Origin of the sequence: Streptomyces sp. NPDC102279, assembly GCF_044766365.1 — a bacterium.
GTDB lineage: Bacteria > Actinomycetota > Actinomycetes > Streptomycetales > Streptomycetaceae > Streptomyces.
The window spans coordinates 272,677-285,224 of record NZ_JBIWLU010000006.1; the positions used below are offsets into that span (position 1 = coordinate 272,677).

Annotated in this window: 11 protein-coding genes; 6 read left to right on the forward strand and 5 right to left on the reverse strand. The window is 73.2% G+C overall.

Features of this window, described 5'->3' with window-relative positions; translation table 11 throughout:
• The first annotated feature begins 1 nt into the window (after nucleotide 1).
• The gene (locus tag ACIRQH_RS16790) at nucleotides 2–1,021 is read left to right on the forward strand and encodes a permease (RefSeq protein ID WP_388933448.1); all 1,020 of its coding nucleotides are present in this window, start codon (nucleotides 2–4) and stop codon (nucleotides 1,019–1,021) included.
• Entirely contained in the window at nucleotides 1,018–1,758 is a 741-nt protein-coding gene (locus tag ACIRQH_RS16795) for a TIGR03943 family putative permease subunit (RefSeq protein ID WP_388870311.1), read from the forward strand. Before ACIRQH_RS16790 ends, ACIRQH_RS16795 begins: the two co-directional genes overlap by 4 nt.
• Nucleotides 1,759–1,776: 18 nt before the next feature.
• Here ACIRQH_RS16795 and ACIRQH_RS16800 read toward each other — a convergent pair whose 3' ends face one another.
• The gene (locus ACIRQH_RS16800; protein WP_388870314.1) at nucleotides 1,777–2,553 is read right to left on the reverse strand and encodes a TetR/AcrR family transcriptional regulator; all 777 of its coding nucleotides are present in this window, start codon (nucleotides 2,551–2,553) and stop codon (nucleotides 1,777–1,779) included.
• Nucleotides 2,554–2,825: 272 nt separating this feature from the next.
• On the opposite strand from ACIRQH_RS16800, the gene ACIRQH_RS16805 reads away from it, so the two are divergent.
• Both ACIRQH_RS16805 and ACIRQH_RS16810 read left to right on the forward strand, forming a co-directional pair.
• On the forward strand, nucleotides 2,826–4,538 hold the full coding sequence (locus ACIRQH_RS16805) for an MFS transporter (RefSeq protein ID WP_404226404.1): 1,713 nt from the start codon (nucleotides 2,826–2,828) through the stop codon (nucleotides 4,536–4,538).
• Nucleotides 4,539–5,004: 466 nt separating this feature from the next.
• On the forward strand, nucleotides 5,005–6,117 hold the full coding sequence (locus ACIRQH_RS16810) for an aminotransferase class V-fold PLP-dependent enzyme (RefSeq protein ID WP_388870320.1): 1,113 nt from the start codon (nucleotides 5,005–5,007) through the stop codon (nucleotides 6,115–6,117).
• A gap of 189 nt (nucleotides 6,118–6,306) precedes the next feature.
• Here ACIRQH_RS16810 and ACIRQH_RS16815 read toward each other — a convergent pair whose 3' ends face one another.
• Complete coding sequence (locus ACIRQH_RS16815; RefSeq protein WP_388870323.1) at nucleotides 6,307–6,780, reverse strand: NUDIX domain-containing protein; 474 nt, start codon at nucleotides 6,778–6,780, stop codon at nucleotides 6,307–6,309.
• A gap of 48 nt (nucleotides 6,781–6,828) precedes the next feature.
• Complete coding sequence (gene lnt, locus ACIRQH_RS16820) at nucleotides 6,829–8,448, reverse strand: apolipoprotein N-acyltransferase (RefSeq protein ID WP_388870325.1); 1,620 nt, start codon at nucleotides 8,446–8,448, stop codon at nucleotides 6,829–6,831.
• A 302-nt stretch (nucleotides 8,449–8,750) separates the two neighbouring features.
• On the opposite strand from lnt, the gene ACIRQH_RS16825 reads away from it, so the two are divergent.
• Complete coding sequence (locus ACIRQH_RS16825) at nucleotides 8,751–9,746, forward strand: O-antigen ligase family protein (RefSeq protein ID WP_358820491.1); 996 nt, start codon at nucleotides 8,751–8,753, stop codon at nucleotides 9,744–9,746.
• A 16-nt stretch (nucleotides 9,747–9,762) separates the two neighbouring features.
• On the opposite strand, the gene ACIRQH_RS16830 is transcribed toward ACIRQH_RS16825, so the two are convergent.
• Nucleotides 9,763–10,308: a hypothetical protein gene (locus ACIRQH_RS16830; RefSeq protein ID WP_358820490.1), complete on the reverse strand. Its 546-nt coding sequence runs from the start codon at nucleotides 10,306–10,308 to the stop codon at nucleotides 9,763–9,765.
• Between the two features lie 211 nt (nucleotides 10,309–10,519).
• Nucleotides 10,520–11,305 carry an aspartate/glutamate racemase family protein gene (locus tag ACIRQH_RS16835; RefSeq protein ID WP_358820489.1) on the reverse strand — a complete coding sequence of 262 codons (786 nt, stop codon included), beginning with the start codon at nucleotides 11,303–11,305 and terminating at the stop codon, nucleotides 10,520–10,522.
• A 58-nt stretch (nucleotides 11,306–11,363) separates the two neighbouring features.
• Here ACIRQH_RS16835 and ACIRQH_RS16840 point away from each other — a divergent pair, with 58 nt between their 5' ends.
• Complete coding sequence (locus ACIRQH_RS16840; RefSeq protein WP_388870333.1) at nucleotides 11,364–12,539, forward strand: glycosyltransferase; 1,176 nt, start codon at nucleotides 11,364–11,366, stop codon at nucleotides 12,537–12,539.
• Nucleotides 12,540–12,548: the final 9 nt, after the last annotated feature.

Here is a 12,548-nt window from a genome sequence, read left to right on the forward strand (position 1 = left end):
CGTGACCATGACCCGACCGGCCCCGCCGCCGGTGCATCCGCACGACGACGCGAAGCAGCCGCCCCCACAGGGCTGGCACGTCAGCTCCCCGCTGGCCCTGACCATGCTTCTGCTGCTGGTCGTCGCGGCGCAGGGTCCGGTCCGGCGGGCGCTGTCCACGCCGGTCATGCAGAGCTGGATGACGGTGTTCGTCGCCGTGGTCGTCCAGGCGCTTCCGTTCCTCGTTCTCGGTGTGCTGCTGTCGGCTGTCATCGCGGTGTTCGTCCCGCCGTCGTTCTTCGCCCGGGCGCTGCCGAAGCGTCCGGCTCTCGCGGTGCCGGTCGCCGGGATGGCCGGGGCGATCCTGCCGGGCTGCGAGTGCGCCTCCGTTCCGGTGGCGGGCGCGCTGGTGCGGCGCGGGGTGACCCCGGCGGCCGCTCTCGCGTTCCTGCTGTCCGCGCCGGCGATCAACCCGATCGTGCTGACGGCCACGGCGGTCGCCTTCCCCCGCAACCCGGAGATGGTCCTCGCCCGCTTCGTGGCCAGTCTGCTCGTGGCCTGCGTCATGGGCTGGCTGTGGCAGCGGCTCGGCCGGGCCGACTGGATGCGCCCGCCGGAACGCCCCGCGCACGAAGGGCTCGGCAGAGGAGCCGCGTTCTGGGGGTCGGTACGGCACGACGTGATGCACGCGGGCGGCTTCCTCGTGCTCGGCGCGATGGCCGCCGCCACGCTCAAGTCCGTCGTACCGGCGAGCTGGCTGCAGGCCGCGGCCGGGAATCCGGTGCTGTCGGTGCTCGCCCTCGCGGTGCTGGCCGTCCTCCTGTCGATCTGCTCGGAGGCCGACGCCTTCGTGGTGGCCTCCCTGACCCAGTTCTCCTTCACCGCGAAGCTGGCGTTCCTCGTGGTCGGGCCGATGATCGACCTGAAGCTCTTCGCGATGCAGGTCGGCACATTCGGGCGTGGCTTCGCGACCCGGTTCGCGCCCACCACCTTCGCCCTCGCGATCCTCATGTCCGTGCTGGTCGGGGCGGTGCTGCTGTGAACCGGCAGGCGCAGGCGGCGGTGCTCTTCCTGGTCGGCGCGGCGGTGCTGCACGCCGGCGCCACGGATCTCTACCTCCGGTACGTCAAGGCGGGGTTGCGGCCACTGCTGCTCGCGGCCGGCGTCGTGCTGATCGCGACGGCGCTCGCCACGGTCTGGTACGAGGTGCGCGAGCGGCGGACCGCGTCCTTGAGCACGGGGGGCGACGGTCATGCGCACCCGCACCCGCACCGCGAGCCGCGCATCTCCTGGCTCCTGGTCCTGCCTCTGCTGGCGCTCATCCTGGTCGCCCCGCCCGCGCTCGGCTCGTACAGCGCGATGCGTACGGGCACGGCCCTTCAGGCCCCCTTCGGATACCCCGCGCTGCCCGCGGGCGACCCGGTCCGGCTGGGCCTGGTCGACTACGCGGGCCGGGCCGCGTACGGCCACGGGCACACGCTCGGTGACCGACGGATCAGGATCACCGGATTCGTCGCGCTCGACCACGCCGGCACCCCGTACCTCGTCCGCATGGCTCTCAACTGCTGTGCCGCCGACGCCCAGCCGGTCAAGATCGGGCTGTCCGGACGGATCCCGCCCGTGCTCCAGCCCGACACCTGGCTCGAAGTGACCGGCACCTACAGCAGCCGGCGCACGAAGGACTCCGTGAACGGCGGCATCATCCCGTTCTTCGACGTCAGCACCGCGCGACCGGTCCCGACGCCGCGCGACCCGTACGACGAGAGCTGGAACAACTGACCGCGCCCCGCGGCCTGTTCACTCAGCCGCGGGGTCCGGCAGATAGCTCGCCAGGCCGCGCAGGATGATCTCCAGGCCGATGTCGAACCGCTCGTCGGAGGAGTCCGTCACCATGACCCCGGCCAGGGCGCGCAGGTGGGGGAAGTCCGCGGCGGGCAGGGACGCGAAGTAGGTCTGCATCTCGTCGGCCATCTCGCGCCAGTCGGGTCGGGCGGGCGAGGAGGTGCCGGCGCTCTGCCGCGCGGCCCGGTCCCGCCACATGCCCTCCTCCAGGGCGAACCCGTCGATGTACGTCGAGATGAGGTCACCGGCCTCCGCCGCGATGCGGTCGGGGAGTCCGGCGGTACGGAACACGGCGAGCAACGCCTCGACGTGCGGCAGCAGTTCGGCGGTGAAGGGGACGTGCGCCATGGAGATCCTCGCCATGTCCCGGTGGGACAGCAGGCGTTGCCGCCCCGCGCGGGCGTAAGCCCGCACCTCCTCCTGCCAGCGCTCCGGGTCGGCCTCGGGCGGCTCGAAGCCGTCGAAGAGCCGGGTGTACATGAGCTCCAGGAGATCGTCCTTGGAACTGACGTGGGCGTAGAGGGCGGAGACCGTGACGCCCAGCTCGGCGGCCACCTGACGCATCGACAGGCCGTCGAGTCCCTGGCGGTCCAGGACGGTGAAGGCGGCTTCGACGACGCGCTCGCGTGACAGCGGTGTGCGGGCCGGGGCGACGCGGGCACGGGCCGGGCGCTCGCGCTCCCAGGGGGACGGCGGGGGCTGTGCGGGGGTGCCGTCGGCCGCGTCGGTCATGAGGACAGTCTAGGCGCCGGGAGAGCGGTGTTCTCTCCGGGTGAGCAGCGTTCATCCGGAGATACGCGATATATCTTGTCCTGGTCCTCAGGTTGCGCTATATCTTAATGAACGCCGTTCTCCCGGTGAGCACTGTTCTGTTAAGGTGAACAGCGTTCTCCGGTGTCTGGTCGCCTCTCCCCCGCGCTCACCAGGGAGCCGGGCAGTCGCATTCCATCCGCCCCGCCGCGCTCGCCGATCGTCGTCGCGCGGGTCCTTTTCGAGGAGTTCCGATGTCCACCACCGGTGTCGCGTCCGCCGAGACGCCCATCGACTCACCAGCCCCCTATCGGTGGCGCTGGGCTGCGCTCTTCGTGATTCTCGCGGCCGAGGTGATGGACCTCCTCGACGCCGTCGTCACGAACATCGCCGGCCCCTCCATGCGGGCCGACCTCGGAGGCGGCGCCTCCACGCTGCAGTGGCTGGCCGCCGCGTACACCCTGTCGATGGCGGTCGGGCTCGTCACCGGCGGACGCCTCGGCGACATCCACGGGCGCCGCCGGATGTTCCTGGTGGGAGCCGCCGGGTTCACGCTGGGTTCGCTGCTCTGCGCGATATCCGTGTCCCCGGAGATGCTGATCGGCGCGCGCATCGTGCAGGGCCTGTTCGGCGCGGTGATGCTGCCGCAGGGCCTCGGCATGATCAAGGAGATGTTCCCCCCGAAGGAGTCGCAGAAGGCCTTCGGCATGTTCGGTCCGGTCATGGGGCTGTCCGCGGTGTGCGGGCCGATCCTGGCGGGCTGGCTCGTGGACGCCGACTACTTCGGCACCGGCTGGCGCATGATCTTCCTGATCAACCTTCCGCTGGGTGCCGCCGCGATCGCCGGCGCCCTGCACTACCTGCCGAAGGGACGCTCCGAGACCAAGCCGCGCCTCGACATCCCGGGCATGCTCCTGGTCTCGCTGGCCGCGCTGCTCATCATCTTCCCGCTGGTCCAGGGCCGTGAGTACGACTGGCCCCTGTGGACCTTCGCGATGATGGCCGCCTCGGTCGTCGTCTTCGCGGTCTTCGCCCGGTACGAGTCGCACCGCGGCAGCACCGGCCAGGACCCGCTCGTCGTCCCCAGCCTCTTCCGCAAGCGTGGCTTCAGCGGCGGCATGGTCCTCGGACTCGTCTTCTTCTCGACCATGCAGGGCTTCATGCTCGTGTTCAACCTGTACACCCAGATAGGCCTCGGCTACTCGCCGCTCAAGGCCGGCCTGGTGATGGTGCCCTGGTCGGGGGGCATGATCGTCGGCTTCGGACTCGCCCAGGGTGTCGTCCGGTTCGGACGGGCCGTGCTGCAGGCGGGCGCGCTGGTCATGGCGCTCGGCGTGTTCGGTGTCTGGCTGACCCTCGACCAGGTGGGATCCGGCGTCGGCCCCTGGCAGTTGCTGCCCTCGCTCCTCGTCACCGGCATCGGCATGGGCCTGCTCATGGCGCCGTTCTTCGACATCGTCCTCGCCAGCGTCGAGCAGCACGAGACGGGTTCGGCCTCCGGCACGATGACCGCGGTGCAGCAGCTCGGCGGCGCCTTCGGCGTGGCCATCCTCGGCACCGTGTTCTTCGGACTGCTGGGCGGCGGGATCGCCACGGCGGTCGACCACCGCTCGGACGACCTGCGCGGGCAGCTGACCGCGGCTCACGTCGCCCCCGCCGCACAGGACCGCATCGTGGCCGACCTGCGCCGGTGCGCCGCGGACCGCGCCACCGCCAAGGACCCGGCCGCGACCCCGGCGTCCTGCGCTCTCCTGACGAAGGAGACCCGGTCCGCGGTGACCTCGCCCGAGGCGGCCGCCCGCGTGCCCGCCGCGCTGGAGGCCACGGCGTCGTCGGCCTTCCGCAGCGGCTTCGGCTCGGTCATGCAGACGGTGCTCTGGATCGTCGACGGCATGCTCGCCCTGACCTTCCTGCTCGCGTTCCTCCTGCCGCGCCGCGCGCGCCCCGAGGAGTCCGCCGGGCACTGAGCCGTCCGTACGGCATCGCGGACGGGACGGTCGGAGAGCCCTTCAGGAGGGTGGCCGGCCGTCCCGTCGGTGACGGTGGTGCATCGCGGACGGGCTTCCCCTGCCGCGATGCACCCCGGCGCGTGGCGACGGCCGCACGCCACCCGCCCGGAGGCAGGCCCGCCCGCGGCGCGATGGCCCCCCTTTCCCAGGCGCCGCCGCCAACGCGCCGGGACCCGAGGCCGCCGCGCGTCGCGCGTTCCCGGAGTCCGCGCCCGACGCTCGGCGGGTGCCCGGCACGCCGCCGCCCGGGGCAGGACACGGTCCACCCCGGTCAGGTACACACGGGGTGCGCCGCGTACCGTTCGAGCAGGCGGAAGGGCACACGCGGAGCCCGGGAACGGGACGACGCCCGCCGGGCGCGAGGCACTCCGCCCGGACGCACCTGCCGTCGCCCGACCCGCACCCTCCCGGAAGGACGAGCCCCGTGCTCACGTCGTACGCAGACCACTTCGACACGCCTGCCGGGTATCTCGACTTCGCACGGTTCGGGCCGCCCTCGCGTGACGTCGTGGCCGCGACGGCCCAGGCGATGGAGGAGTCCGCCCGCGCCGACCACACCACCGTGGACGGCCTGATGCGCGCGGAGGGCGTCGCACGGGACACGGCCGCCCGACTCGCCGGGACCGACAGCCGTCACACCGTGCTTCTCCCGAACGCGTCCACGGGGCTGTTCCACGCCGCTCTCGGGATCCGCGAGGGCGTGGTCCTCGCGCCGCGCACCGACTTCCCCGCCAACCACTATCCGTGGCGGCGCAGTGCCGACCTGGGCCGGGCCACGCCCCGCTGGCTCGATCCCGCGCCCGGCGGCGGCGTCACCCCCGACCTGGTCCGCGCCGCGCTGACCGACGACGTCGTCGCCGTGTCGGTCAGCGCCGTCGACTTCCGTACCGGCTTCCGTGCCGATCTCGCGGCGCTGCGCGAGGCGATCGGACCGGACCGGCTGCTCGTCGTGGACGCCATCCAGGCGTTCGGGGTGGCGCGGATGGCGTGGGACGCGGCCGATGTCGTGGTCGCGGGCGGCCAGAAGTGGCTGCGCGCGGGATGGGCCACCGGCTTCGCGGCACTGTCCGATCGTGCGCTGGAGTCCCTGGAGCCGGTCCTCACCGGCTGGACGGGAGTCGAGGACGTCGGCGTCTTCGACGGGACGGAGCACGTGCCCGCCGTGGACGCGCGACGGTGGTCGATCACGAACCTCAGCCCGGTGACGGCCGCCGCGTTCGCGACCGCTCTCGGCCTCGTCGAGCGGTACACGGTCGCGGCGATCGAGGCCGCGATCGCCCTGCGGGTCGCCGAGTTGACCGAGGTCGTCGAGGAACACGGCGGTCATGTCATCTCCCCCGCCGATCCGGCACGGCGTGCGGGCGTCCTCGCGTTCACGATGCCGGACCACGATCCCTCCGTCGTCGCGAAGGCCCTGCACGCGGAGGGCGTCACGCCGACGGTGCGCGCCGACTCCCTCAGGTTCTCCCCGCACGCCTCGACGCCGCCTGAGGCCCTCACCCGGGTGGCCACCGCACTGGCGTCGCTGCGCGACTGAACGCGGCGGACCCGCGCACACGGACGGATCGCCCGGTGGCGCGCGACGAGCGGTCGGTCCGCCTCCGGGTCGGCACGCGCAGTTCCGACACCAACGCCGACTTCCCGGGTGGCCCGCCGAGGGGCGTCGCGCGGGGTCGGCCGCGACGGTGATCCGACCGGCGCGGCGGCGGAGCCGGCCGGGCCGGCGTCAGGTCGCGGGCTCGAACCAGGCCGGCTCCTCCACCAGCGCCTGCTTGATCCGGAAGTGGGCGTGCTCGCTCAGCTCCGGCAGGGCGTCCACGGCGAACCAGCCGACCTGGAGCGACTCGTCGTCGTTGACGCGGGCCTCGCCGCCGACGGCGCGGCAGCGGAACGTGGTGTCCATGAACTGGCAGACGTCGCCGTTGTCGAAGGTCACCTGCTCGCCCGCCTGGACCACGACGACGCGCTCGACCTCGATGTGCACGGCGGTCTCCTCGTACACCTCGCGCACGGCGCAGGCGGCGGGCTGCTCGCCGGGCTCCGGCATCCCCGAGATGAGCGCCCACCGGCCGTTGTCGGAACGCTGCCCGAGCAGCACTCTGCCCTCGTCGTCGAAGACGACGGCGCTCACTCCGGGGAGCCAGAGGAGCTGGTGGCCCGCGGAGGCCCGGATCGCGAGGATGAAGTCGGGAGTTGCCATGCTCCCGACCCTAACCGCGCGTCCTGGCCCCCTCGGAGCCGACCCGGTTCAGCGCTGCGCGGCGGTGTTCCGCCGGGCGCGCACCGCCGTCGTGGCGGCCCGGCCGAGACCGCCGGCGGCGACCAGCACCAGGAGCATCTCCGGGAGGGTCCCGAGCTTCGTGGCCGGGGTCTGGGAGGAGCGCAGCGGCACCTTCTGCACCAGGGAGTCGGCGACGAACATGCCGGTCTTCTGGGTGATCCGTCCGTCCGGCATGATCACGGCGCTGACACCGCTCGTCACCGGCACGGTGACGGTACGGCTGTGCTCGACGGCCCGGATGCGGGACATGGCGAGCTGCTGGTAGGTCATCTCGCTGCGGTCGAAGGTGGCGTTGTTGCTGGGCACCGAGATGATCTGGGCGCCGTCGGTCACGGTGCTGCGCACGGCCCAGTCGAAGGCCGCCTCGTAGCAGGTGACCAGACCGACCCGGGTGCCGTTCATGGTGAAGACGCCCGCCTCGGTGCCCCGGCTGAAGTCCTGGCTGACCATGGTCGTCCAGTCCTTGTTGATGGCGCCGAGCAGCGAGCGCATCGGCAGGTACTCGCCGAACGGCTGGATCTGCCGCTTGTCGTACGTGTCCACCGGGCCCTTGGCCGGATCCCAGAGGATCTGCTCGTTGTAGAGCCTGCCGTCACGTTCGACGACCCCTCCGACCGAGATGGGGGCTCCGATCGCCCGGGCCGCCTCGTCGATCACGGCGCGGGCGTCGGCGTTGGCGAACGGGTCGATGTCGGAGGAGTTCTCGGGCCACAGGACCAGTTCGGGCCGCGCGACCTTGCCGGCCCTGACCTCGGCGGCCAGCCGTTCCGTCTCCCGCACGTGGTGGTCGAGGACGGCCCGCCGCTGGGAGTTGAAGTCGAGTCCCGCGCGCGGGACGTTGCCCTGGATGAGCGCGACGGTCGCGGTGCCGTCCTCGGCCTTGTCGCTGACCAGGGTGCGTGCGGCCAGCGCTCCGACGACGGGGACGGCGATGCTGAGCAGTGCCGCCGCCGCCGCGCCCCGGCGCAGGACACCGGTGCCGCGGGCCTCGACGGCCAGCCGGACGATCTCGTAGAGCCCGAATCCGCAGAGCACGACGGCGAAGCCGACCACCGGGGTGCCGCCGAGCGCGGCGAGCGGCAGGAAGACGCCGTCGGCCTGGCCGAACGCGATCTTCCCCCAGGGGAACCCGCCGAAGGGGGCACGCGCGCGTGCCGCCTCCCCGGCGATCCAGACGGCCGCCGCCCACAGCGGCCACCCGGGCAGCCGGGAGACCAGGGTGATCCCGGCGCCGACGAGCGCGACGTAGACCGCTTCCACCACGACGAGCGCGATCCACGGGCCGGGGCCGACCTCGACGCCCGTCCACACGAGCAGGGGCAGCAGGAATCCGAGGCCGAACAGGTAGCCGAGGCCGAGAGCGGCCTTCCAGGAGCGGCCGCGCAGGGTCCACCCGAAGACCGCGAAGGCGGGCAGCGCCAGCCACCAGAGCGTCCGTGGCGGAAAGCTGACGTACAGCAGTACGCCGGAGAGCGCCGCGGCGGCGGCCGGGACGAGACGGCGGACCAGAGCGGCCCCGCGCGAGGCGGGCGCCGTCCGGGGTTCGAGCTGTTCCGGCTCGTCTACGGTGGTTGCGGTGGCGGTCACTCCGGGAGTGTACGGCGGCTGACCTGGGGGCCGACAGCTCGGTCCGCCCGGCCCAGTGGGGCGGGACTGGGCTCCGCGGATGGTCGCGCCGCCGCGTGCAGCAACGTTCCTGCACAACTTCTCCCCAAAGCGGCACATCACCCGTTACGGTGTGCCCGAGCCTCTGACGTGCGGCCCGTTGCGGTGACGGCGCCCGAGGTACGGCGACGTCGGGGGGCGACGGGGTGGGTTCCACGGGGACGGCGTCCGCAACGGACGCCTCGGCCACGGGAGAGAGACGCAGTTCTTCCGACGCGGCGGGCATGGCCGTGCTCGCGGCCTGTGCCGCCTGGGCGCTCATCACGGCGGCCGCGCACGACGGCCGGCCCGAGGGTGTGCTGCTCGCGGTGCTCGCCGTGACCGCGGGCTACGCCTCGGGACGGATCCTCGGCGTGCTCCTGCCGGTCGCCGCACCCTGCGCCGGAGCGCTGACCGGTCTCGGCCTCGCCATCGCCACACCCGGCCCGCAGATCAGCCTGCAGCTCGGCCACAGCGGAGCCACGGCCGCCCTGCTGACCCTCTCCGCCGGTGCCGCGTGCTGTGCCGCCTGGGCGGCCGGCCCGCCCGCCCTCCGGCTCGCGCTGCGCCTGCTGGCCGCGGCGATCGCGGTGACGGCGGCGCTCCTCGGGTCGATCACCGGTCTCGTCACGTGCGCCGGGGTCCTGTTGTGCTCGCTCGCCGCCGCGCGGATGCGCCGCCGCGCTGTCGGCCTCACGGGGTTCGCGGCCGCCGCGGTGGTGGTGACCGGAACGGCCTGGGCGATCGCCGAGGACGCGCTGCCCGACGGTCTGACGGCGTCCCTGCAGGGCGGGCTCACCGGGCACCGGATGCTGCTCTGGCACGACGCGCTGCGGATGGTCCGGGCCGATCCCGCACTGGGCGTCGGGCCCGGGCGGTACGGCGACCTCAGTCCCACCGTCGCCCAGTCGCTGCTGCCGGACGGCAAAGCCCACTCCGCGCCCCTCCAGCAGGCGGCGGAGCAGGGGCTGATCGGCGTCGCCCTGCTCGCGGCGGCGTTCTGCTGGATGCTCTACGCGCTCCTGCGCAGCCCGCGCTCCACACCGATCGCCCTGACGGCGGGCGCGGCTCTCACCGCACTGGCCGTGATCGCGTCGATCGGCAACGCACTCAGTTTCATGACGGTCACCGCCGGGGCCGGACTGCTCGCGGGCCTCGCGACGGCCCGCCCGCTCAGCGCCGGGGAACGGGACGACCCCGTCGGCGCGAACCCACGTCCGTCAGGTGAGCCGGGACCCTGAGGACCCGGGTGGGGCGTCAGCGCACCGCGCCGGACGAGCCGGGCCTCAGGTGGTCGCGGATGATCCGTACCGCCGCCTCGGCGTTGTCCACGGTGATGGTGAACGTATGGCCGTCGCCCAGGCGCAGCACGACGCCCTCGCCGCGGCGGACGATCACGGCGGTGCCCTGTTCGGGCCGCCATCGGTAGCCCCAGCCGCCCCACTGGCGCGGGGTGACCTGGGGCGCGAAGTCGGCGCCCACGACGGTCGACAGGGGGATGCGGCGACGCGGGAGCCCTATGTGGCCGCACCGCACTTCCAGGCAGTCCTTGTCCACCTTCACGGCGACATGCACGAACGCGAGCGTGCCGAAGAGGATGAGCAGTCCGGCCGCGATGCAGCCGACCACGGACATGATCAGCGGCGCTGTGCCCGAGGTCCAGCCGGAGTCGACCGCCAGCTCGATCCCGAGAGCCAGACAGGCCACGCCGCCGAGGGCGGGCAACAACTGGACGCGGTTCCTCGCACGACCGGTCCAGAGCTCCGGCTGCGGGATGGTTTCGCCGTGGGGGTGGTCCCTCATACGTATGAGACTACTCAGGTTCCGCTGAGCGGGCACCGGGTCGCGGAGCGTTACTCCCCCGGGTGGGCGATCCACCGGGCGACGCCTTCGCTGTGGTGACAGCGCGTGCTCGTACCCAGGGTGTCCACCCGCGAACCACCGGTGTCCGGGGTGTATGGGGATCAGGTATTCGGCATAGCTGTACGCGGGGTGTCCGCGCGGCGGCCGTCACTCAGTGTGCGGGGCTGACCGCCGCGAGGATGCGGCCTTCCTCGTAGGTGAGGGCGGTCGCGGGCAGCGCGCCCTCCTGTCCGGCTAGCAGCACCGTGACGGTGGAGCGAGCGGGCGCCGCGGGATCGGGCCGCGCGCCGATCCGGCGCAGCGCCTGGGCGGCGACCGCGCCGGCCGAACCGTGCAGGACGAGGGGCGGGAGTCCGGGACGCTGCAGGGCCGCACGGATGCGTTCGGCGACCAGCTCGTAGTGCGTGCAGCCGAGGACGACGGCTCGCACGTCCTTGGGGGTGCGCGCCGCCGCGGCGGTGATGGCGGCGTCGACGGCGGCCTCGTCGGCGTGCTCCACCGCGTCCGCGAGTCCGGGGCAGGCGACCTCGGTGACCTCGACGTCCCCGGCGAACTCCTCGATGAGTCCCCGCTGGTAGGGGCTGCCGGTGGTGGCGGGTGTGGCCCAGATCGCGACGGGTCCGCCGCCCGCGGCGGCGGGCTTGATCGCCGGGACGGTGCCGATGACGGGCACGTCCGGCTCCAGCCGGGCGCGCAGCGCGGGCAGGGCGCGTACGGAGGCGGTGTTGCAGGCGACGATCAGGGCGTCGGGCCGGTGCAGTGCGGCGGCCTCGGCGACGGCCAGGGCGCGGGCGGTGACGTCCTCCGGGGTACGCGGTCCCCACGGCATGCTGCCGGGGTCCGAGGAGAGGACGAGATCGGCGTCGGGCCGTAGTCGGCGCACCACCGCGGCAGCAGCGAGCAGTCCGATTCCGGAGTCCATGAGCGCGATCTTCACCCGGTCACCATAGACGATCCGCCTCGGACGCCTTCCGCGGTGGGGCAGACTGCGGCGGATGAGCGCCCTCGTGTGGATCGCCTTCGGATCGCTGGCCGCGTGGCTGTGGCTGCTCCTCGGTCAGGGCTTCTTCTGGCGTACGGACATCCGGCTGCCCGCGCGCGAGGAGCCGGCCGAGTGGCCCTTCGTCTGTGTCGTGGTGCCGGCCCGGGACGAGGCCTCCGTGCTGCCCGAGAGCCTGCCGTCGCTGCTCGCCCAGGACTATCCGGGCCGGGCCGAGGTGTTCCTCGTCGACGACGGCAGTTCGGACGGCACCGGAGAACTGGCCCGTGAACTGGCGCGGCGGCACGGCGGCCTGCCGCTCACCGTCGGCTCGCCGGGCGAACCCCCGGCGGGCTGGACGGGCAAGCTGTGGGCCGTGCGCCACGGCATCGGTCTGGCCCGCGCGCGGGGGCCCGAATACCTCCTGCTGACGGATGCGGACATCGCGCACGAGCCGGGGAGCCTGCGGGAGTTGGTCGCGGCGGCCCGTACGGGCGGTCTCGACCTGGTCTCCCTCATGGCACGGCTGCGCGTGGAGAGCGTGTGGGAACGCCTCGTGGTGCCGGCGTTCGTCTACTTCTTCGCCCAGCTCTATCCGTTCCGCCGGATCGCGGTGGAGGGGTCGCGGACGGCGGCCGCGGCGGGCGGCTGCGTGCTGCTGCGCGCGGACGCCGCCGAGCGGGCGCGGATCCCGGACGCGATCCGGCACGCCGTCATCGACGACGTGGCACTCGCCAAGGCGGTCAAGCGCGGCGGCGGCCGGATCTGGCTCGGGCTCGCCGACCGGGTGGACAGCGTGCGCCCCTATCCGCGTCTGCACGATCTGTGGCGCATGGTCTCGCGCAGTGCGTACGCGCAGCTGCGGCACAGTCCGCCGCTGCTCGCCGGGACGGTCGCCGGGCTCGCCCTGGTGTATCTCGTGCCGCCGGTCGCGCTGCTGGCGGGGCTCGTCACGGGAGCCGCCTGGGCCGCGGCGGCCGGAGGGCTCGCCTGGGTGCTGATGGCGGCGACGTACCTGCCGATGCTCCGCTACTACCGGCAGCCCCCGTGGCTCGCTCCGCTGCTGCCCGTGACGGCGTTCCTCTATCTCCTGATGACGGTCGACTCCGCGGTGCAGCACTACAGGGGGCGCGGGGCCGCGTGGAAGGGCCGCACCTACGCGCGGCCCGACACCGCCCTCGACGAGAGCTGACGAACATCC